We start from the raw sequence: 22,610 nt of genomic DNA, 5'->3' as shown, positions 1-22,610 counted from the left end.
ATGCAAGAGACAACAGGCCCTCTTAATTTTTTAGAGAACAGTAATCAAAACGGTTTTGGGTTTTTGGTGGTAACGGTGCTGTTCTATCTTTTTGTTTTTTTTCTAATCCAATTTTTTCAACATAAAAAACGGTTTTACCTGCTCTACAGTTTGTATGCATTGATCAATGGAGTAGGTCTTCTTAAATATATTGATGGCGTGTTTTTTTCAAATTATTTTGACACTGCGGTGGGGAAGAGTTTTGTCACTTGGTCTCACTACCCATCTCAGCTTTTTGGCACCATGCTTTTTACCTACTTCATTTTGGAGATTATGCAGATCAAAAAGGAATATCCAAAAGCAGTGAAGATCATTAACTATTATTTTTTGATTCTGTCTGTCATTTACTTGAGCCTTTGGGGGATTTTTTTGATAAACAGAGGGTCGTTTATGATAGATTATTTTCATGCTTTTGTTTTTATACCTGTGGGTTACCTGGTATTTTTTTGGGTGCTTTATATGGTTTTCAAACAAAAAGCAGACATCAAATGGTACATCTTGGCAGGTATGGTTGTTTTAGCAACTACCTATTTTATAATTTTCTTTTATTCCTTTCAAAACCTAAGGGCTAATAACCAGACCTTGTATATTTTCTATATAGGTATTTTAATAGAGAGCCTACTCTTTGCGCTTGCCATTGGGCTGGAGCAAAAAGTTGTTTATAAAGAGAAGGCGATAGTGCAGGAAAAATACATAAAACAGTTGGAGGAAAACCATACCATAAAAGAGAGTATCAACAGGACGCTTTCTGAGGAATTGAACCAGACCCGTTTTGAAATGGAGGATATTACGGCTGAAGCCCAACGGGAACGAACGGAAAAATTGACCATGAAGTTTGAGAACAAATTCTCTCAACTTCGACTAGACGCCATCAGGAGCCAAATGAGTCCGCACTTTATTTTCAATGCGCTCAATTCAATAAAGTCATATTTTATTGAGAACAATCGGGATAAAGCCATTTTTTACCTGACCAAGTTTTCAAAATTGATTAGAGGTATTCTTGAGAGTTCCAGAAAAGAACATATTTCGTTGGCAGAAGAACTTGATATTCTTGAAATGTATGTTGAAATTGAAAGCGACAGGTTTAAAAATGACATTGAGTTTTCTATTGTAATAGATAAATCAATAACTACAGAAAAAGTTATGGTTCCCGCGCTTTTTTTGCAGCCGTTTGTTGAGAATGCTATTTGGCACGGCCTTTCTACCAAGCAAGGAAAAAAAATATTAAGTCTTCACATTGAAAGGGATAAGGCTCCCCAAACTATAAAAATTAAAATACAAGATAACGGCGTTGGCCGCAAGGTCACCCAAGAGCGAAATGCTGAAAACCCATTCAAAAAAGAATCTTTAGGGCTTATTTTAGTAAGGGACAGATTGGATTTGTTTTCTAAAAAATTTGGGATGACTTACCAATATGCTATTCAAGATTTGGTCAATGCCACCACAAAGAAACCCACAGGTACTTTGGTCTTGATTCAACTTCCTGAAACTGTTGTTACATAGCGTTTGGGGTCTTAAATACAGTTTTTCCTGATTATAAAGAAACTGCCCCAAAGTATATTACAATTTTTACCGATATTGATGGCAGTTTAAAAATTGCTAAACCAATCTCGTGGATATTGCTATTTTATCTGTTAGTCTTAATGTGCACTCTACTAAAAGGATAGTGGAGGAAGCTCAAAAAGCAGGCCATTACGTAGAATTGATTGACCACACAAAATGCTCCGTTAAGTTAGGCGATGGAAAACCACAAATTTACTTGGGAGAGGAGAATGTTACCGATGAATTTGATGCAATTATTCCAAGAATAGGTGCTAAGGTAACCAGGCATGGAGCTGCCATAGTAAAGCAGTTTGAGATGAACAATGTTTTTAGCACTGCCCGTTCTTTGGGTATTACTAGAGCTAGAAATAAGGTCCGCACCCTTCAAATTATGGCAAGAAAAGGAATCCCCATTCCAGAAACAGTATTTTCCATTAATCCAGATAATATTGAGGAACAGATAAAACTATTGGGAGGTCCTCCCGTAATCATTAAACTTCAGGAAGGTACTCAAGGTTTAGGAGTGATTTTGGCTGAAAGCAAGAAATCGGCAAAATCTATAATAGATACTTTTTATAAAATGGATACGAGCATTCTACTTCAACAATATATTGAAGAAGCAAACGGGGAGGATGTTAGAATCATTGTTGTTGGAAATAAAGTAGTAGCTAGCATGAAACGCACCAGTGATCTGGATGACTTTAGATCCAATGTACACAGAGGGGGTGACACAGAGGCTATAAAACCAACGGCAAAAGAACAGTTTATTGCCTTGAATGCTACCAAGTATTTAGGTTTGGGTGTAGCAGGTGTAGATTTAATGCGTTCCAAAAGAGGACCAGTTTTAATAGAAGTAAATGCTTCTCCCGGTCTTAAAGGGGTTGAAGCTGCAACTGGAATTAATGTAGCTAAACATATAATTCAATTTGTTGAAAAAAATGGCCGCAGAAGTAGAAAATAAAGCCATAGTTATAAATGGAGATACCATTTTACCCGGCCAAAACAAATTGGTTCAGATTAATATTGCTCGCCTACCAACCGGCACCTTAATAGACATTCCCGTACATGTGTTCAATGGGAAAAAAGCTGGACCCACAATTTTGGTGCAAGCAGGCCTGCATGGTGATGAAATAAATGGAGTGGAAACGCTGCGGAGATTACTTCAGGATAACCAGTTTAAAATTAAAAAGGGTGCTGTTATCGTTGTTCCCATCTTAAATGTCTTTGGATTTATCCATTTTTCCAGAGACGTACCAGATGGTAAGGATGTAAATCGGAGTTTTCCTGGAAGTAGGGCGGGATCATTGGCAAGTAGGATTGCGTATCACTATACCAATGAAATTCTACCCCAAATAGATTTTGGCATTGATCTGCATACTGGGGGAGGACTACGCCATAATTTTCCACAAATTAGATATACCCTAGAGGATGAACGGAGCAAAGACTTGGCATTACTTTTTAATGCGCCTTTTCATTTTCCTTCAAGATTGATAACGGGTTCTTTTAGAAAAGCAGCTTTTAAAATGGGGAAACCAATTATTGTTTATGAAGCAGGAGAGAGTATGCGTTTTGATGAACAATCCATAGAAATTGGTATTCAAGGAGTAAAAAATATTTTGACAGGGTTGGAAATGCTTTCAGGAAAAGCACCAAAGAAAACCTCAATCGAGTTTGATGCAACAAGATGGATTCGTGCATCTAGAGCGGGAATGTTTATTCCTGAGGTAAAAAACGGTAGTCCTATTTTAAAAGGGCAAGTATTGGGAACCATTACAGACACCTATGCCAAAAAAAGCAAAAAAATAAAAGCCCTTTTTGATGGATTTGTTTTTTGTATAAATAATCAGGCTGTAGTAAATCAAGGAGATGCCCTATTTCATATAGGGAAATAAAATTCGCTAAGCCAATTCTTTTTGTTTCTCAATTTTAGCAAGGCTCCACTCTACAGCTTCTTCTAAATCCGAAAACTGTTTAATGGAGTTTTGAAAAAACATGCGCTCAAGCACAAGGCTGGTAAAACTACCTTTAGTGTTACCCACTACAGAGTAAAAATTGAGTCGATGGCGATGTTTGTAGAATTTGGCCCAATCAGACGGCACTACATAATAGTTGTTGATGCGATTAGAGATATAGGCGATGGGTTTATCTTCTCCAAAAATTTCATCAGCAGCATCAACAGCTTTTTTTGCCATATTCCAATTCATGGTGACCCCTTCTTTCATTTCAGAAATGACCAAGCCTTCGAAATAATAGAAAATTCCAAATTCAAATTCTCTTATCTCCCGTATATTTTTAAAAAAGTCTAAATCCGTGACGCGCTTCATAGCGAAAGAATGGTATTTCAGATAGCAATGGTAAAGATATTAATATTCTTGACTTTTTCTTGCAAGGAAAAGCTTGCGGGAGACAGTAAACTTCCTGAATTTTTGTACTATAAAACTTATTTTTTTAATATCATTTCAAAGATTGGTTTAAACCAATCGTTTGTTATTTGTACTAAATATAGGTGATGCGGGATTTTTCCCAGAATTTCTTGAGCCATACCCAAATCCAGATTCCAAAAGAATTGCTTAAAAGTTATTTTTCCATATTCTTTAACTGAATGCCTAAAGCCTTGGTAGACAATTGCACTTCAATAAGTGATAAAAGTAAAGATATAATCAGGGCGATAAGACTAGCTCCAAAAATGATGTTTGCCCAGATGCTCTGTTCTACATATATCAGAAACATAGTAATTACAGCTAGTAAAAAGCTTATTATGGCAGTGGCCTGCATATTTTTAATGATACTTAGCCTTTTACGCAATTGCTCTATTTGTCTTTTTACCGGAGGGGTGGCATCTTCTGCATATTGTTTATGCAACTGACGAATTAGCGCGGCAATGGCCAAGTAGCGGGCATTATAGGCCAACATGGTAAGAGAAATAGCGGGAAATAAAAGCGCTGGAATACTTAGGGACAATTGCATTTACTCTACTTTAAACTCAATTTTTTCAGTTTGACCATTACCAGAAATTTCAATTGCATAGCTTCCTTTTGGGAGATATGTTTTTCCATTTTTGGCTTCCGTCAACTTCATTTTGTTCTTTTTCAGAAAATTGCTTTTTCCTTTCTTGGAGAATGCCAGGTCATAAGAAAGGATGTTCAAACCTTCGCTTACACCCATTTCAGTGGAACTTACTTCTGTGCCATTTGCGGTTAGCACTTTTGCTATGCATGTGCCTGGTGCAGCGCAATAAAAATTTACATCTAACCCTGGAGTATCCGGTTTTGCCCAAGAACTCCATGAGTTGCCCCAACCTTTTGAATGTTTTATGTTTTCAACATCGAAAACCACCAAATCTTTGGATAGCACTTCGGGTTTTATTTGTTGTAATGCCGCAATGTCCGCTTTATATATGCTACGTCCATGTGTGCCTATAAGCAAATGTTTTGCTTCGGGCTGAATTACCAAGTCATGTACTGCTACGTTTGGCATGCCATTTTGGAACAACTCCCATGACTCGCCACGATTAAAGCTTACATAAAGACCATTATCTGTGCCTACAAATAGAAGGTCTTCGTTTTCTGGATCTTCCACCAAAGCATTTACCGGGGAAGCTGGAATGTTGCTAGAAATGTTTTTCCAGCTTTTCCCATAGTTTTCACTTACAAATACATAAGGAGTAAAATCATCCCAACGATATCCGTTAAGGGTGGCATAAACCCGTTCCTTTTTATGCTTGGATGCAGCCACTTCAGTTACCCATAAATTTTTAGGAAAAGAAGAAGAGATGTTTTCCCAACTACCACCTCCGTTTTTGGAAATTTGCACCAAACCATCGTCGCTACCGGTATATAGTAATCCAAATTTAAATGTGGATTCCGAAATAGCTGCTATAGTGCCGTAAGCAACATTGCCCTTTTTACCTCCTTGGGTTAAATCTTCAGAAACTACCTCCCAATCATCACCTTGATTTAAAGAGCGGTGTAGTTTGTTTCCTCCCAAATAAAGGATGTCTTGGTTGTGCGGTGATAATAAAATTGGTGTTTGCCAATTGAATCGATATGGAGATTCACCCAATTCATGTTTGGGCTGAATGTATTTTCGTTTACCGTTTGCTAAATCCAAGCGATAATAATTTCCAAACTGAAAACCGGTATATACGATATTGGAATTTCTGTCATCAATCTGTACTTGCATACCGTCGCCACCCATGATCATCTCCCAAGGATTTTTCCCGGTTTGGTGCCAATGACTGTTCTGTTTGTTATTATGGGCTCCTTTCCAAACACCATTATCTTGTAGGCCGCCATAAACATTATAAGGTTTTTCATTATCCACATTAATGGCATAGAACTGGGCAACGGTTGGCGAGTTATTTTTCATCCAGTTTTTGCCATCATCGTATGAAATGTTTAAACCCCCATCATTTCCGTTTACAAGGTGACCGGGCGTTTTTGGATTTATCCAAAGAGCGTGATGATCGGCATGTACGTTTTCCTTTCCTATGGAGGTGTATGTATTTCCACCATCTTCAGATTTAATCAAGGGAACTCCTGCCAAATAAATACGGTCCTTATTGCTGGGGTCAACTCTTATTTGGGCAAAATAATATCCGTAGCTATAGAACAGATCATCTATAAAATTTTCATTCATTTTTTTCCATGTAGTTCCAGCGTCATCACTTCTATAAACTTCGGCCCCTACCACTGGAGTATCAAACAATAGCGAATTGGCATTCTCTAAATACTTGGAAAGATCCACTGGTATTACGGCACCACTGCGCACCATTTGTTTTACATTCTCTGCCCTGTACTTTTCCTGAAAGCCATTGGTCTTTAAATAATCGTTCAGTTTTTTAACATCTAAAGCAAGGAAAGTTTCCTTGTCCATAGTCTTAAAATCATTTTTGGTAAGCTCATCTTTCTTCTCTGTTGCTTTTTTCTCTCTTCTAAACTGACTATCATGTACTGCATAAACCGTATTATGGTCAAAAACAGCAAGGCCAATTCTACCAACGCCTTCTCCAGTGGGGAATCCACTTTCTGGGGTCGTAACCAAAGACCAGTTGCTACCTCCATCTACACTTTTATAAATTCCAGATGCGGCACCACTACCCTCAAAATTCCAAGCTTTACGGTCTTTTTGCCAAGCTGCTGCATATTGTATGTTGAAATTGTTTGGAGCAAAGGCCATATCAATGATACCAGTGGCGTCATTTATAGACAAGGTTTTATTCCAGGTTTTTCCACCATCAGAAGTTTTATAGACGCCTCTTTCTTGGTTGGAAGAGTATAGATGGCCAGTTACTCCTACCACAACTTCATTGCTATTATTTGGATTGATTAAAATTCTGCCAATATGTTGAGAATCATGCAAGCCCATATTTTTCCAGGTCTTCCCTTTGTCCGTAGATTTTAGCATTCCAATTCCCGCATACGAAGAACGCGAAGAATTATTTTCTCCTGTTCCAACCCAAATGGTCCCCGTTGCCCAATCAACGGCAATATCCCCTATGTTTTGTGTATTGGTAGTATCTAAAACTGGTGTAAATGAAATTCCGTTGGTTGCCGTATGCCATAACCCACCAGAAGCATAGGCCACATAGAATTCGGTTGGATTGTCTGGGTTAACATCCAAATCTACCACACGACCACTCATTACGGAAGGACCAATGTTTTTTAAAGGAATGTTCTTGACCAATGAATTTTCGGCCATTTTGGCTTTTTGTTCCAAGGCCTCCATGACCTTTTCTGAAGAAGTTGAAGATTGTTGGGCAATGGCCACTTGAACAAATAAAATCAAGCAAAAAGACAGAAGGTTTTTCATCAAAATCAAGGTTTAGTTCTCTTGGTCAAGTTATGAATAAGAAATTGCAGGAACAAACTAGGAAAACTGAATTATTCTGCTCAAAAAATTAATGAAATCAAAATTTGAGAACCTTATTTTTGTCAAATTCATTAAAAAAATGTTTATTTATTACTAATTAACCATTTAACTATAAATTATGGAAGAGTATTTACCGTTGATTATTCAACTAGTTTCTGGTGCGGCAGGTGGAAATCTGGCCGCAAAATTATTACCTAAATTGAATTTAGGAACATTGGGGAATTCAATTTCTGGAATTCTCGGTGGAGGACTGGGAGGATATTTGCTTGGAATGCTTGGTTTGGGAACTGATGGAGGAATGGATGTCTCTGGAATCCTTGGAAGCGTTGCTGGCGGTGGTGTTGGTGGTGGCGTTATTATGGCAATTGTTGGTGCCATAAAGAATGCGATGTCCAAATAAGCAAATAAAAAAAGTAGTCAAGGAGCCTTTATGGCTCCTTTTTTGTTTGTAGTCCCACAACCAAATTTCTACATTTGGAAAAACAACACTGCGTAATGAAGTACCATCAAATCAATAGTGAACTTTTTGTAAAAAACCGCAAAAAATTTATGGCTCAAATGAAGCCAAAAAGTATTGCGGTGTTCAATTCCAACGACATTTACCCTGTTAGTGCAGATAGCACTATGCCTTTTGAACAGCACAGGGATATTTTTTATTTAAGTGGAGCGGACCAAGAAGAAACCATTTTGGTTTTGTTCCCAGAAGCAATGGATAAAAAACATAGGGAAGTTTTATTTGTCAGGGAGACCAACGATCACATTGCAGTTTGGGAAGGAGCCAAATTGACCAAGGAAAAAGCGACACAAGTTTCAGGAATTGAAACTATTTATTGGTTATCTGATTTTGACAAGGTGTTTTTTGATGTAATGACGGAAGCGGATACCATATATTTTAATACCAATGAGCATTACCGTCAAGCAGTAGAAACTCAAACTCGCGAAGACCGTTTTATAGAACGATGTAAAAGAGAATTTCCTGCTCATCAATGGGCAAAAAGCAATCCTATTTTACAGCAAATACGAGGCGTAAAAGAACCAGAGGAGATTGCCTTAATGCAGCAAGCTTGTGATATTACCGAAAAAGGATTCCGAAGAATTTTACAATTCACTAAACCCGGAGTGTGGGAATATGAAATGGAGGCAGAGTATTTGCATGAGTTTATAAGAAATCGCTCTAAAGGATTTGCCTATACTCCAATTATAGCTGGCGGAGATAATGCAAATGTGCTTCACTACATAGAGAACAACCAACAAGTTCAGGATGGGGATTTAATTTTAATGGACGTTGCAGCGGAATATGCCAATTACTCCAGTGACATGACACGGACCATTCCCGCGAATGGAAAGTTTACTGATAGACAGAAAGCAGTTTATAACGCGGTACTCAGGGTAAAAAATGAAGCAACCAAAATGCTGGTCCCAGGAACCATTTGGGCAGAATACCATAAAGAAGTTGGCAAAATCATGACCTCAGAATTATTGGGGCTAGGCTTGCTGGATAAAGCCGATGTGCAGAATGAAAACAAGAATTGGCCTGCTTATAAAAAATACTTCATGCACGGCACCAGCCATCATATTGGATTGGACACTCACGATTATGGGGAACTAAAAATGCCAATGAAACCTAATATGGTCTTTACAGTAGAGCCTGGTATTTACGTTCCAAATGAGCAAATGGGTATTCGGCTAGAAGATGATGTGGTTATCCAAGAAACAGGAGAGCCTTTTAATTTGATGAAAAACATTCCCATTGAAGTTGAGGAAATTGAAGAACTAATGAAGAGTTGATGGTTTTTCGGTTTTGATAAAATAATACTTGTCATCCTGAGCCCGTCGAAGGATGAAAATTGATGTGAATATGAAACTGATTTTCTTTTTAGTAGCACAACAGCCCAATATTGAAGAAAAAATAAATGAAGCACCAGACAGTGCCTATGAGATTGGTGTTGTTATTGGCAGCTATTTACCCTTTGTGGCTTTAATAGGGATTGCTTATGCTATTTACTATTATAATAAAAAGAAGAGGGGTTCTTAGTGATTACCAAATACTTTGAGCATAATGTTTTTGACTTTTAAGGATTATCTTAATTACGATAAATAATTAATGCAAATTCAAGCGCCATTAGAATTATCATTGTTTCTTAAACACTATTTGTTTCTGGAGTTAAACAGTAATGTTTCAAAAAAATATAGATTATTCTCTAATGGTAATCCCGCATTGGTTTTTGTGTTAAACGAAAATTCAAATGATTCTAAGATTGACGGTGTGGTTATTCCTGAAATATTTGTTTTTGGGCAAATAACAACTTCAATTGACATTCAGTTAAGTGGAAATACCAAAATATTGGCGATAATATTTCAGCCAAATGGACTTCACAGATTGACGAATCTATCGGCCAATAGAATAAAAGACGCTATAGTGGATGCAGAGCATGTTTTTGGAAAAGAAATTAAAACAATAAGAGATGCGGTTATTGGAATTGGAAGTAAGGATTTAATAGTTAAGCGTTTAAATAAATACTTTCAGAGCTTAATAGTAGATCCACTGCCTAAATCATCTACTATTACAACTCATATAACGGATAAAATCATCAGAAATAGAGGGATTATTTCTATTCAAAATATTAAAGATGAGTTTCTTCTGCACGAAAGAAAACTTCAAAGGTTGTTTGCTGACCAAATTGGAATTTCACCAAAAAAGTTTATCCAAATCGTAAAACTACATTCCTTTATAGGGCACTTACACACGAATTTGATAAGTAAGAAGATTACTTCTTCCGTTTTTGAAGCTGGTTACTATGACCAATCCCATTTAATTAAAGAGTTTAAGAATATTACGAGAATGACTCCGATGGAATACATCAAGGCGAGAGCTATAGCAGTAAACTTAATAGAAGTAGCATAATTTTTGTCGGGTTTTTACAATTTTGAAAAAGTTCCATGTTTAATCTTTACATAAAAAATAAGATGGAACCTTTAAGAATTGCTACGGCACAATTTGAAAATTATAGCGGGAACAAAGAAGCTAACTTAATAATCATAAACAACTTAGTGACTCAAGCATCTGAAAGTGGTGCTAATGTAATAGCGTTTCATGAATGTTCCATACACGGCTATACTTTCGCTAGAAATCTGTCTAAGGAACAAATGCTAAATCTTGCCGAATACATTCCTGAAGGGCCAACAATAGGTAAACTCCAAAAAATAGCCAAGGATAATAACATCCATATTCTTTGTGGGCTTTTTGAGAAAGACAAGGAAAATAATATATATAAGGCGCATGTTTGTGTAAGTAAGGAGGGATTGGTTGCCAAGTACAGAAAGCTTCATCCTTTTATCAATCCAAATATTACACCGGGAGATTCATACTGCATATTTAAAATAAAAGGGTGGACATGTGGTATTCTTGTTTGCTATGATAACAATATTATTGAAAATGTTAGAGCGACAAAATTGCTCGGTGCGGATATCATTTTTATGCCTCATGTAACCATGTGTACCCCATCAACTAGACCAGGAGCGGGGTTTGTAGATGCTGCTCTTTGGGAAAATAGGGTAAATGACCCAACATCTTTACGGCTAGAGTTTGAAGGAATGAAGGGCAGACGATGGCTTATGAAATGGTTGCCAGCTAGGGCATATGACAACAATATTTTTGCTGTATTTTCCAATCCAATAGGAATGGATGATGATCAACTGAAAAATGGTCATTCCATGATTATTGATCCGTACGGAGATGTTTTAGCTGAATGCACTTCTTTTGACAATGAAATAGCAATTGCAACATTGAATCCAGAAGCTCTAACTAGGGCTGGCGGGAATCGTTATATAAAGGCCCGAAGACCAGAACTATACAATAAGATTATTGGGCAAAATCATGAATCTGATCAAAAAGTGATTTGGATGAAATAAATGTATTGTAGCTACGCATAAAGCTTATCCTGATTCTTTGTCAATAAAGTTCACCAATACAAAAACCACCAAAGCAGACAGGGTCCATCCCATATAAAATTTAGATGATATTTCAGTTACTAACGCTTTGCGTTTTTAATTAGGGGTTCTTGATTCTAAACTTAAATTCGGGTAACTTCACTTATCCATTGATATAGTCAATTAAAAACGAACCATATTGTAATAGTTGGCCAATATTAAGAACACCATGATTGAATTTAGACCTCTTAATAATTTATCGGTTCACCTAGATCGCCTTATTAAAGGCCGCTTATGGCTTAAGGTAATTATTGGGCTCGTTTTAGGGGCGGGAGCAGGAGTTCTGCTTAATCCATCTACAGGACTACTTTCAGAAGAAATTAGTTTGCGGTTGGCTGACTGGCTTGATCTCCCGGGTCAAATTTTTATGCGATTGGTTCAAATGATCATGATCCCATTGATATTTACATCGATTCTGACAGGAATAGTGAGCAACACATCCGAGAATCTTAAATCCTTTGGCCTTCGGCTATTGCTATATTTCGTTTTTACCACCGCTATCGCCATCTTGATAGGTCTAGCTGTAACACTTATTTTGAAACCCGGTCAATATATTTTTTCGCTTGGCGGATTTCCAAATAGCAGTGAAAGTCAAAACCTGCCTGTTGAGCAAACTAGCCTTATTGAGAACATTCCAAATGCTATATCAAACCTTATCCCCAATAATCCGCTTGAGTCCATTTTGACGGGAGAGATGTTGGGCGTTGTAATTTTTACCATTCTAATTGGTGTCGCAATTACCCAGCTCCAAGAGGAGACTGCAAGGCCTATCATTCGTTTTTCAGAAGCCATCCAGAAAATTTGCATGATCGTAGTATCCTGGGCTATGATGCTGGTGCCTTACGCCGTATTTGGCCTAATTGCAGCTTTGTTATCCAGAACAGGTGTTGAAATTTTCCTTGGCTTGGGTTACTACATGGGAGTGGTTATTTTGGGCCTCTTCCTATTAATGGTATTTTATTTAGTGCTGGTCTTGACAATCATCAAGAAAAGTCCGTTCAAATTCTTGCAGGCGATCAGGGAACCACAACTATTGGCCTTTTCTACCGCCAGTTCCGCAGCTGTTATGCCGCTATCCATGAAAACAGCAGATGAGAAATTAGGGGTATCCTCTAATATCAGCGATTTTGTTATCCCAGTTGGGGCCACAATTAATATGGATGGTACGGCATTATTTCAATGTGTGACAACTTTATTTATGGCACAAGCATATGGCATTGAATTATCCATAATAAACCTATTGTTAATCACTTTCACTGTTGTGGCCGCTTCTATAGGAACACCTGCCATTCCAGGAGGTGGGGTTATTATTCTTGCTTCGGTATTACAGAGTGCAGGAATTCCAATTGATGGACTTATTGTTATTATTGGCATAGACCGCATATTAGGAATGTTTAGAACTTCAGTTAATGTGACTGGAGATCTTACTGCTTGCTTAATTTTTAACAGGTTTTATGGAGATAGATCAAATACTGAAACATTTCCCAACAAAACCTAAACTGTATTAAAACACAGTTTAGACAAACCGATAAGCGTCCCAATACCTTATCCTTTTACGTTGTTTAATGTAAGGGTGACAATTTTAAAGACTTAAAAACTATATGACATCAAATAAAATTATCATTACCTCCGTAGCAATTTATGTTGTCATATTGGTCATTATGTACATAAGTTTCTCAAACCAACAATTTACTGGGAGTGATGCCGCAGGAAATGGAATGGCAAAAGGGCTGACCTTTTTTTACGGTCTGGGAATATTACTTTTAATTGCAGTTGTTCTTACCATTGTCAACGCCTTTTTTTTCAAGGGTATTAGTTCCACTTGGATTAAATTTCTTTTTTTCGTTCCTATAGCACTGCCATTATTAATACTTGCTGTTACATTTTTTGAAATAGGAACTCCCAGACAAGTGAGTATAGAAAAACAAGCGCATAGGCTAACATTTGAAATTAGAACAACAGAAAGCTTAAAAGATGGAACTTTTTCATTCAGAAGTTCCAAAGGAGGGTCACATAGTAAAATGAAGAATGAAAAAATAGAAGGTGACTTTTATTTGTATGAAAACAGGAATGCTATTTTTTATGAGAATAAAAGAAAGTTTTATATCAGATCTAATGGGTATGAGACGCCTGAACATTATTTAGAGATTCCGTATAAACCCCAGATTGTTCCTTTTACAAATTGGGAAGTACTTCACGGGATACATACGGATACTCAGGACACCATTAAACTTGAGTTTAGATATAAAATAACCAAATAGCCTAGTTGAAAATTAAAACCATCCCATTTGATATTCCCATAAGGAATCCTTTTTCTTAAGTATAGGTACTACCTCAATCTGCCTTGTCAAATGTAAATTGGGTTTGGCCTTTTGGCGAGTTCAAACCATCAATCTTTCCTTGATTTTAAACTTAAATTCGGCTAACTTCACTTATCAGTTGTTAAACTATCATTAAAACGATTTTTAGCTTAGCGTTAGCTGCAAGTTTGAACGAACCGAATGATTGATAATGAATATAAACATCGAATCAATAAAGTAATTGACCATATCGAGAGAAATTTGGACAATGATTTTTCATTGGACGAATTGGCAAAAATTTCCAACTTTTCAAAATTTCATTTCAGTAGAATATTTCAAGACATAACCGGAGAAACATCATTTAAATTGATTCTTCGTCTCCGATTGGAAAGAGCAGCATCACTTTTGAGTAATGGAAACGATTCGATTTCTGATATTGCTCTTAAATGTGGATTTAAAAGTTTACCAGTATTTTCAAAGAATTTCAAATCTCATTTTAATGAATCAGCAACTTCATTCAAAAAGAAAAATAGCAATTTGAATAAAGTGAATAGCACTCAAGATAAAAATATTGAAACACCTTCCGTTTACATTTGTAATCAAACAAAATCAATTAAATGGAAAGTAGCTATGAAAAACAACGAAAGCATTGAAATAAAAGAATTACCAAACATACCTGTAATTTATGTAAGACACATCGGACCTTATCAAGGAGACGCTGAATTATTTGAAAGATTGTTCAGTAAGCTATTCGCTTGGGCTGGTCCAAAAGGAGTATTGGATAATGGAGACTTCCAAACTGCCATAGTTTACCACGATGACGTGAACGTTGCCGATAAAAGCAAATTAAGAACAAGTGTTTGTCTGACTGCACCAGAAAACACCAAAGTGGACGGCGAAATAGGAAAAATGGTACTCGAAAAAGGCAAATATGTCGTGGCAAGATTTACAGTAAAAGCAGAAGAATTCCAACAGGCTTGGGATTGGTTAATGGGAAAGTGGTTTCCAACAAGTGGATATCAACCTGATGACAAAGCTTGTTTCGAGTTATACCCTGAAGAGCCTGAAAACGGTATTTTTGAAGTAGATATTTGCGTTCCTGTCAGAAAACTATAATGGAATTGGAAAAAACCAGCAGCTAACATGGTGTATAAGCAATAGCGGTTTGGGTGCTAACCCGAACCATTTTTTCGTTAAACTAAAATATATTGTAAACTGAAAAGCTGTTGTGAAAAACCCGCCACTGCTCATAAACAAACCAATAAGTGCACCTAAAACCTATCCCGATTTTTTGCCAATAAAATTTGCCAAAACAAATACCACCAAAGCAGGCAATACCCATCCCATATGAAATTGGCTTAATGGAATCCATAGCGTAATTCCAGATATGGATTCACCCCAACCAATGCTCCCTAAAAAGTCGGGGATACTAAATATTATGGTTGCTATAACCACCCATCTAAATACTTTGGCTGAGGCAAATTTATCAGGTGCCACATTCAAAAGAATCAAGACAATGGTAATAGGATAGATAAACATAAGGGCGGGCAGGGCCACAGCAATAATGTAACCTACGTTGAATTGTCCCATCAACACCCCAAGAATACAGCCAATAATAGCGGTAATAATATAGGCCTGTCTAGAATCATTAAAACGGCCTTTAATAAAATCTGCCGTTCCCGTTACAATACCAACAGCAGTGGTAAAACATGCAAGGCTTACCAAAATACTGAGCATTAAATTGGCTGTACTTCCCAAGGTTTTTAAACTTATACCATTTAGCAGGGCGGTTCTGGAAATTTCAGCATCAAAAGAATCATGAAACAGGGCTCCTGTAATAATAAGTCCGGTGTAGACTAAAAAGAGACCAAGCCCGGCCAACCAACCTACTTTGCGGATCAAGCTTCTTTTGACCTCGTAAGATGCCGCATCATCTTTTAGATTGATGGAAATAATAATAACACCACCCACCACTACAGCACCAATAGCATCAAAGGTTTGATACCCCTCCAAGATTCCATGGGTAAATGGGCTACTAAATTCTGTTGTTCCAAAGTCAAAATCTAAAGTAAAGATGGACGCTCCTATAATAAGGAGTAGAATCAGTAATATTCCCGGAGTAAGGAACTTTCCCACTACGTCTAAGATCTTAGAACGATTGACCACAAAAATATAAACCAGACCAAAGTAAACAATGCTGGTAACTAATGAAGAGGAATCCCATAAAGGTTGAATGGCCATCTCGTGCGTAACCGAAGCTGTTCTTGGTGAGGGCAACGAAATGGAAATCGCGTACACAATATAACAATACACCAAACTGAACGTTGGGGATACTTTCTTGGCAAAATCAAACATGGTGCCTTGCAACTTGGCATGGGCCAAAATTCCTAAAATAGGAATTAGAACTGCGGAAAGACAAAATCCAAAAGCTACCAACCACCAAAGGTCGCCAGACTTAAAACCTAATTGTGGGGGAAGAATAAGATTGCCTGCACCAAAGAATAAAGAGAAAAGTGCAAAAGCGGTTATGGCGATGGTTTTACGATTCATATATTGTTAATAATTTTTTTTGTTAAAATAAATCAAAAAACTATATTAGAGCATTGTATTTCACCGTTCGAATATAACTTTTTATCGATAAGCGTGTATTTCATCGAAAAAATGGCTTTGCGGAAAAGTTGATAAAATAAAAAGTTATTAACATGCGTTGCTTAAATAATGATTAACTAAAAATTAACTCATATAATATAAAATTACAGTAAAAATGTTTTTTGCATTTTTCGGTTCCCAAATCGTACTAATGCGCCCCCCAAACAAAACCTAACTTATGAAGACATCCACTACTCAACATGGCAACAAATTCTCTTCTTTCTTCTGTAACTTATTCGGGCATCATTATGTAGTGTCCAAAAAAGTTACTGAACACATTAAAGAGTACAAGTGTTTGCATTGTCAAAAAGAAGTTACCACAGATGTAAGTGGCAAACTATCTGCGTTGACTCCACAAATGCAAGACATCAATAGTACTTTGGAAGATATGTACCGTAAAAGACATAATAGACAAGTTCCGCAAGTAGCTTAATTTAAGTTTTACTTTCTAAAAAATAATTTCAAGGTTTATTCCCGGAAGTTAAGAAAGCGCTTTGTCTATTCAGTCCTGTGCCCCAAGACCGTCTAGCGAGAAATGCTCTTGGTTTTCGGGATTTTTTTATGAAGTAAACGAATTCCACCCCTGTGCCGATAACGGAATTTTTGTGTCGCCCCGCGTAATTAAATGCACTCCTTCTTCTTTGGTTGCCATGTGCCCAATAACTGTTAGGTTGGGATTACCCTTTATTTTTGGAAAATCTGCTTGATCAATGGTCATCAACAATTCATAATCCTCACCTCCACTCAAAGCAATCATCGTAGAATCCATTTTAAATTCTTCGGCCGCGGAAATAACGGTTGGGTCCAAAGGAATTTTATCTTCAAAAAGATTGCAGCCTACACCACTTTGTTCGCATAGGTGTAAAATCTCAGAAGAGAGCCCATCGCTAATATCAATCATTGCAGTGGGTCTAACTTCAAGTTTTTCCAATATTTCAACAATATCTCTTCTAGCCTCTGGCTTTAGTTGACGCTCAACAACATAAGAATAAGGTTCAAGGTCTGGCTGATTATTGGGATTTACTTTGAAGACTTCTTTTTCTCTTTCTAAAACTTGAAGCCCAAGATAGGCTCCGCCCAAGTCGCCGGTAACGACCAACAAGTCATTAGGCTTTGTTCCGCTTCTATAAACTATTTCATTTTCCTCAGCAATTCCTAAAGCGGTAATACTAACCAGCATACCTTTTGTTGATGAGGTAGTATCTCCACCAACCAAATCCACCTTATACATTTGGCAGGCCATGGCCACACCTTCATAAAATTCTTCAAGTGCCTCTAAAGGAAATCTATTGGAGACTGCAATGGAAACTGTAATTTGGGTTGCCTTTGCGTTCATGGCATAGATGTCCGAAAGATTTACAATCACAGATTTATAACCCAGATGCTTTAATGGCATATAGCTGAGGTCAAAGTGAACCCCCTCTACAAGCATATCCGTAGTAACTATTGTTTTTTTGCCTTTAAAATCCAAGACGGCGGCATCATCACCGATTCCCACAACTGATGAATCTTGATTCAACTCAAAGTTTTTGGTCAAATGTTTTATCAATCCAAATTCCCCTAAATTCTCAAGCGATGTTCTTTGTGGACTTTTATCTTCTATCATTCGGCAAAAATAAGAGGATAATTATAAATTGTATCTTTAGAATAAACTTAAAATTGCTATAGAATGTTGAGACCTACTTTATTAACGCTTCTTGCGGTGTTTCTGGTTTTTGGGTGTTCAAGTGATGATGGAGGGGATCCCAATTCAGGGAACAATGAAGATGCATCAAATTTAGGTACCGGTCTGGTAGCTACAAGTTTCACTCCATGCCAAAGCGGCACTGCTTCCATCTATCCCTGTAACGGTTACGATTTGCTATTTCAAATGGACTTAAGTGCATTTGGTGCATCCTCCGCAAATGATATTTGGGGATGGACAGATACACCAAACAATAAAGAGTACGCTATAATAGGATTGGATAACGGAACAGCCTTTGTTGATATTACCGATGCCCAAGACCCTGTCTATTTGGGAAAACTTTTAACCGCTACTTCATCTAGCACTTGGCGAGATGTTAAAGTCTATGGCAATCATGCTTTTATTGTTGCTGAGGCGGCTAACCACGGCATGCAGGTTTTTGATCTGACCAAATTGCGGAATGTTGCAAGTCCACCGCAACAGTTTACTTCAGATGCTAGATATACGGGAATAGGAAATGCCCATAACATTGTGATCAATGAAGAATTGGGTTTTGCGTACCCTGTGGGAACAGCACGTAATGATGCTTTTAATGGAGGGGTTCATTTTATTGATATTCAAAATCCAACAAGCCCCAATGGAGTGGGAGGGTATGGAACTAACGGTTATACGCACGATGCGCAGGTAATAACCTATAACGGACCAGATGCTGATTATGCTGGGCGTGAAATATTTATTGGCGCTAACGAAAATCAAATAGCAATAGCAGATATAACAGATAAGGCCAGCCCAGTTGAGATTGGGACATTGATGTATGGTAATTTAGGGTATACCCACCAAGGCTGGTTTACAGAAGATCAGCGGTATTTTATTTTGGGAGACGAGCTTGATGAAACAGATTTTGGATTCAATTCCAGAACCCTGGTTTTTGATTTAACGGATTTGGACAACCCCGTATTACATACTACATATCTTGGCCCAACAGGTGCCATTGACCATAATGGTTATGTGCTTGGGGATGAATTTTTCTTGGCCAATTATACCGCAGGAATGCGTGTTTTGGATATTTCAGATATTGAAAACGAAACAATTACGGAAATAGCATTTTTTGATACGTACCCTTCCAATAACACCGCTCGGTTTGATGGTGTGTGGAGTGTCTATCCCTTTTTTGAAAGTGGAAAGATTATCATAAATGATACTGACTCGGGACTATTTGTAGTTCAAAAATCCAATTAAACTTTAGCTATGAAAAAGATGTTGGCGGTTTTTGCACTGGTTGCTTTTGCATCATGTACAAGCGATGATTCTGAACCAAACCCCATAGAGGAGGTTACATTTTTAGGTGAAGTGGATTGGGTTAAGAGTTTTGGTGGTACAGGAGAAGATACTGCACAGGCAGTTGTTCAAACCTCAGACGGAGGCTTTGCCGTTTTAGGATACAGCAATAGCACAGATGGGGATTTGGTAGGAAAAACGACTGCTGTAAATGACTATTGGCTATTAAAGTTAGATGCTGAAGGCAATTTGCAATGGAATAAGACTTATGGAGGAAGCAAGGATGACAGAGGTCAATCTGTGGTGCAGACCTCAGATGGGGGATATGCCATTGTAGGGTACGCCATGAGTGATGATGGTGATGGAAGCAATAATGAAGGATTTCATGACAATTGGATTTTACGCCTAGACGCTAATGGAAATATTTTATGGGAAAAGAGTTTTGGGTTTTCTGGGCACGACCACTCCTATGATGTTACTGAAACTTCAGATGGAGGACTTTTCTTTACCGGATTTTTGGACGTGACCTCATCTGGTGGTGAAGGAAATACAGGAAAGGGAAACTACTTGACTCGTCATGGTGTAGGAGAGTTCTGGGGCACGAAACTGGATATTGATGGCAATCTGGTCTGGCGGAGGTATTTTGGAGGAACAAACAATGACAGATCTTTTGGAGTGCTCGAGGCAAATGATGGAGGGATATTGATGGCAGGAGCATCAGAAAGCAACGATTTTGATGTGTCGAACTCAAAAGGAAGCTATGATTTTTGGGTGGTGAAAATTAGTAGTACCGGAACACTACTTTGGGAAAGCTCTTTTGGTGGAACAGGAATTGATAAGTCTTATGATATTGTAAAAACCAATGACAATTCATATGTAATCACAGGAAACACATTCAGTACGGATATAGATATTTCAAAGAATAACGGTGAATCAGATGTTTGGCTGATTAAAATTGATGACAATGGCAACCTTGTATGGGAAAAAACCTTTGGAGGTATAGGCTTTGATGCAGCTAGGGGACTCAGCTTAACCTCAGATGGAGGCTTTGCAATTGCAGGGAACTCAAAGAGTTCTGATGGTGATCTTAATGAGAATAATGGAGAAAATGATCTTTGGCTCATAAAGACAGATTCCAATGGAAACATAGTATATCAAAGTACTTTTGGAGGATCCGGCTTGGATTATGGTTTTGATGCATTGGAAACCGAAGACGGAAGCCTAATTCTAGTAGGAGAAACCGCCAGTGAAGATTTTCCGAATCTTCAACTAAAGGGCATGACCGACCTTGTGGTCATTAAAATAAAATAGCACTTACTTTTCCATAGATAACACCTATTGGATTATTCGTTATTATAATGTTAGGAAGCGTTGAAAAACCCTACTTATAAACTATATTTGTTAGCTATTTAGATTAAATCCAAGTAAGAATGATTAAAGTTTCAGAAACAGCCAGACAAAAAGTGGTGACCATGATGAGCGAAGAAGGCTTTAACGCTTCTACAGATTTTGTACGTGTGGGTGTAAAAAGCGGAGGTTGTAGCGGATTATCCTATGAATTAAAATTTGATAAATCTTCTACAGATTCCGATAAAGTTTTTGAAGATAATACTGTACGTATAATCGTTGATAAAAAAAGCTTTTTATATCTAGTTGGTACCACTTTGGAATATTCAGGTGGGTTGAACGGGAAAGGCTTTGTCTTCAACAATCCAAATGCCCAGCGTACGTGTGGGTGCGGGGAAAGCTTTTCGCTTTAAAAATATTGCTAATTGTTTATTGTCAATTGACTAACTGAGAGCACATGGCTTATACAGAGGAAGAATTAAAGAAAGAATTAGAAACCAAAGAATACGAATATGGTTTCTATACTGATATAGAGTCTGATACTTTTCCCAAAGGGTTAAGTGAGGATATTGTTCGTGCAATTTCCAAAAAAAAGAACGAACCTGAGTGGATGACGGAGTGGCGTTTAGAAGCTTTTCGTGGTTGGGAAAAAATGGAAGAACCAGAATGGGCAAATGTTCATTATGAAAAGCCAGACTTTCAAGCTATCAGCTACTATTCCGCGCCCAAAGCAGCAGATCCCAATAAATCATTGGAAGATGTAGATCCCGATTTACTGGAAATGTATCGAAAATTGGGAATTTCTGTTGATGAACAAAAGAAATTGCAAAATGTCGCTGTTGATATTGTAGTAGATTCTGTTTCCGTAGCAACGACCTTCAAAAAAACTTTAGCAGAAAAGGGAATTATCTTTATGCCTATTTCCGAGGCAATCCAAGAACATCCAGAATTGGTAAAAAAATATATGGGCACTGTTGTTCCAACAACGGATAACTTTTACGCCGCCTTAAATTCAGCTGTATTTACAGATGGTTCTTTCTGTTACATTCCAAAAGGAGTAAAATGTCCTATGGAATTATCAACCTACTTTAGAATTAATGAAGGAGGTACCGGACAGTTTGAACGGACTTTGGTGATTGCAGATGAAGGAAGCTACGTGAGTTATTTGGAAGGCTGCACTGCTCCATCACGTGATGAAAATCAATTACATGCTGCTGTTGTAGAGCTTATTGCTTTAGATGACGCTGAAATTAAATACTCTACCGTTCAGAATTGGTTTCCTGGAAATAAAGAAGGAAAAGGAGGAGTGTACAACTTTGTGACAAAACGCGGTTTGTGCGAAACAAATTCTAAGATTTCTTGGACCCAGGTAGAAACGGGTTCAGCAGTAACTTGGAAATACCCTTCCTGTATTTTAAAAGGAAACAACTCCGTGGGCGAGTTCTACTCAATTGCTGTAACCAATAATTTTCAGCAAGCAGATACAGGAACCAAGATGATTCACTTGGGTAAAAACACAAAGAGCACAATTATTTCCAAAGGAATTTCTGCAGGAAAATCCCAGAATAGCTATAGAGGATTGGTTCAAATTGGTTCTAGAGCAGAGAACGCTCGAAACTTTTCGCAATGTGATTCATTGTTAATGGGAAATGAATGTGGGGCGCATACCTTCCCTTATATCGAAGCAAAAAACAGAACAGCCCAGATAGAGCACGAAGCTACTACCAGTAAAATCGGGGAAGATCAAATATTCTATTGCAATCAGCGTGGAATTGATACTGAAAAAGCAATTGCCTTGATCGTAAATGGTTTTAGCAAAGAAGTGTTGAATAAGCTCCCAATGGAGTTTGCCGTAGAAGCTCAAAAATTATTGGAAATAAGCCTTGAGGGCTCAGTAGGATAATCAAAAC

At 37.6% G+C, this 22,610-nt stretch carries 21 protein-coding genes; 16 read left to right on the top strand and 5 right to left on the bottom strand.

Features of this window, described 5'->3' with window-relative positions:
* From SJY44_RS02335 to SJY44_RS02325, 3 genes are all read left to right on the top strand, one after another.
* Window positions 1–1,542, top strand: coding sequence for a sensor histidine kinase (locus tag SJY44_RS02335; RefSeq protein ID WP_396591117.1), 1,542 nt, complete (start codon window positions 1–3; stop codon window positions 1,540–1,542).
* 109 nt (window positions 1,543–1,651) lie between these two features.
* Window positions 1,652–2,542 (top strand): RimK family alpha-L-glutamate ligase, encoded by an 891-nt coding sequence (locus SJY44_RS02330; RefSeq protein ID WP_396591116.1) that lies wholly within the window; start codon window positions 1,652–1,654, stop codon window positions 2,540–2,542.
* Entirely contained in the window at window positions 2,520–3,473 is a 954-nt protein-coding gene (locus SJY44_RS02325) for a succinylglutamate desuccinylase/aspartoacylase family protein (protein WP_396591115.1), read from the top strand. The genes SJY44_RS02330 and SJY44_RS02325 overlap by 23 nt, the downstream gene beginning before the upstream one ends.
* 6 nt (window positions 3,474–3,479) lie before the next feature.
* Here the strand turns inward: SJY44_RS02325 and SJY44_RS02320 are convergent, their stop codons facing one another.
* The 3 genes from SJY44_RS02320 to SJY44_RS02310 form a co-directional block, all read right to left on the bottom strand.
* Complete coding sequence (locus tag SJY44_RS02320) at window positions 3,480–3,905, bottom strand: hypothetical protein (RefSeq protein ID WP_298923245.1); 426 nt, start codon at window positions 3,903–3,905, stop codon at window positions 3,480–3,482.
* A 253-nt stretch (window positions 3,906–4,158) separates the two neighbouring features.
* On the bottom strand, window positions 4,159–4,548 hold the full coding sequence (locus SJY44_RS02315) for a DUF2721 domain-containing protein (RefSeq protein ID WP_298923243.1): 390 nt from the start codon (window positions 4,546–4,548) through the stop codon (window positions 4,159–4,161).
* Window positions 4,549–7,392 (bottom strand): WD40/YVTN/BNR-like repeat-containing protein, encoded by a 2,844-nt coding sequence (locus SJY44_RS02310; protein ID WP_396591114.1) that lies wholly within the window; start codon window positions 7,390–7,392, stop codon window positions 4,549–4,551.
* 178 nt (window positions 7,393–7,570) lie between these two features.
* Between SJY44_RS02310 and SJY44_RS02305 the strand changes: the two genes are divergently transcribed.
* From SJY44_RS02305 to SJY44_RS02270, 8 genes are all read left to right on the top strand, one after another.
* Complete coding sequence (locus SJY44_RS02305) at window positions 7,571–7,852, top strand: hypothetical protein (protein WP_298923239.1); 282 nt, start codon at window positions 7,571–7,573, stop codon at window positions 7,850–7,852.
* A 95-nt stretch (window positions 7,853–7,947) separates the two neighbouring features.
* Window positions 7,948–9,240 carry an aminopeptidase P family protein gene (locus tag SJY44_RS02300; protein WP_396591113.1) on the top strand — a complete coding sequence of 431 codons (1,293 nt, stop codon included), beginning with the start codon at window positions 7,948–7,950 and terminating at the stop codon, window positions 9,238–9,240.
* A gap of 70 nt (window positions 9,241–9,310) precedes the next feature.
* Window positions 9,311–9,487 (top strand): hypothetical protein, encoded by a 177-nt coding sequence (locus tag SJY44_RS02295; RefSeq protein ID WP_396591112.1) that lies wholly within the window; start codon window positions 9,311–9,313, stop codon window positions 9,485–9,487.
* A 69-nt stretch (window positions 9,488–9,556) separates the two neighbouring features.
* Complete coding sequence (locus tag SJY44_RS02290; protein ID WP_396591111.1) at window positions 9,557–10,357, top strand: DUF6597 domain-containing transcriptional factor; 801 nt, start codon at window positions 9,557–9,559, stop codon at window positions 10,355–10,357.
* Between the two features lie 62 nt (window positions 10,358–10,419).
* Window positions 10,420–11,364: a nitrilase-related carbon-nitrogen hydrolase gene (locus SJY44_RS02285; protein ID WP_396591110.1), complete on the top strand. Its 945-nt coding sequence runs from the start codon at window positions 10,420–10,422 to the stop codon at window positions 11,362–11,364.
* Between the two features lie 247 nt (window positions 11,365–11,611).
* Window positions 11,612–12,940 carry a dicarboxylate/amino acid:cation symporter gene (locus tag SJY44_RS02280; protein ID WP_396591109.1) on the top strand — a complete coding sequence of 443 codons (1,329 nt, stop codon included), beginning with the start codon at window positions 11,612–11,614 and terminating at the stop codon, window positions 12,938–12,940.
* Window positions 12,941–13,043: 103 nt separating this feature from the next.
* Window positions 13,044–13,703, top strand: a complete 660-nt coding sequence (locus tag SJY44_RS02275) for a hypothetical protein (RefSeq protein ID WP_396591108.1) — start codon at window positions 13,044–13,046, stop codon at window positions 13,701–13,703.
* Between the two features lie 240 nt (window positions 13,704–13,943).
* Window positions 13,944–14,858, top strand: a complete 915-nt coding sequence (locus SJY44_RS02270; RefSeq protein ID WP_298923233.1) for a GyrI-like domain-containing protein — start codon at window positions 13,944–13,946, stop codon at window positions 14,856–14,858.
* Between the two features lie 162 nt (window positions 14,859–15,020).
* On the opposite strand, the gene brnQ is transcribed toward SJY44_RS02270, so the two are convergent.
* Entirely contained in the window at window positions 15,021–16,292 is a 1,272-nt protein-coding gene (gene brnQ, locus SJY44_RS02265) for a branched-chain amino acid transport system II carrier protein (protein ID WP_396591107.1), read from the bottom strand.
* Between the two features lie 277 nt (window positions 16,293–16,569).
* On the opposite strand from brnQ, the gene SJY44_RS02260 reads away from it, so the two are divergent.
* On the top strand, window positions 16,570–16,824 hold the full coding sequence (locus SJY44_RS02260; protein WP_298923229.1) for a hypothetical protein: 255 nt from the start codon (window positions 16,570–16,572) through the stop codon (window positions 16,822–16,824).
* Between the two features lie 126 nt (window positions 16,825–16,950).
* Here SJY44_RS02260 and thiL read toward each other — a convergent pair whose 3' ends face one another.
* Complete coding sequence (gene thiL, locus SJY44_RS02255) at window positions 16,951–17,997, bottom strand: thiamine-phosphate kinase (protein WP_396591106.1); 1,047 nt, start codon at window positions 17,995–17,997, stop codon at window positions 16,951–16,953.
* A 63-nt stretch (window positions 17,998–18,060) separates the two neighbouring features.
* On the opposite strand from thiL, the gene SJY44_RS02250 reads away from it, so the two are divergent.
* From SJY44_RS02250 to sufB, 4 genes are all read left to right on the top strand, one after another.
* A complete protein-coding gene (locus SJY44_RS02250) occupies window positions 18,061–19,314 on the top strand; it encodes a choice-of-anchor B family protein (protein ID WP_396591105.1) in 1,254 nt (417 codons plus the stop codon).
* 9 nt (window positions 19,315–19,323) lie between these two features.
* Window positions 19,324–20,664, top strand: a complete 1,341-nt coding sequence (locus SJY44_RS02245; RefSeq protein WP_396591104.1) for a hypothetical protein — start codon at window positions 19,324–19,326, stop codon at window positions 20,662–20,664.
* Between the two features lie 119 nt (window positions 20,665–20,783).
* Window positions 20,784–21,113 (top strand): iron-sulfur cluster assembly accessory protein, encoded by a 330-nt coding sequence (locus tag SJY44_RS02240; protein WP_298923222.1) that lies wholly within the window; start codon window positions 20,784–20,786, stop codon window positions 21,111–21,113.
* 44 nt (window positions 21,114–21,157) lie between these two features.
* Window positions 21,158–22,603 (top strand): Fe-S cluster assembly protein SufB, encoded by a 1,446-nt coding sequence (gene sufB, locus SJY44_RS02235; RefSeq protein ID WP_298923220.1) that lies wholly within the window; start codon window positions 21,158–21,160, stop codon window positions 22,601–22,603.
* The last annotated feature ends 7 nt before the right edge of the window (window positions 22,604–22,610 follow it).

Source organism: Allomuricauda sp. R78024, assembly GCF_044596045.1.
Classification (GTDB): domain Bacteria; phylum Bacteroidota; class Bacteroidia; order Flavobacteriales; family Flavobacteriaceae; genus Flagellimonas.
Note: the sequence above shows the minus strand (reverse complement) of the source record. Positions and strands in the feature narration are given on the sequence as shown.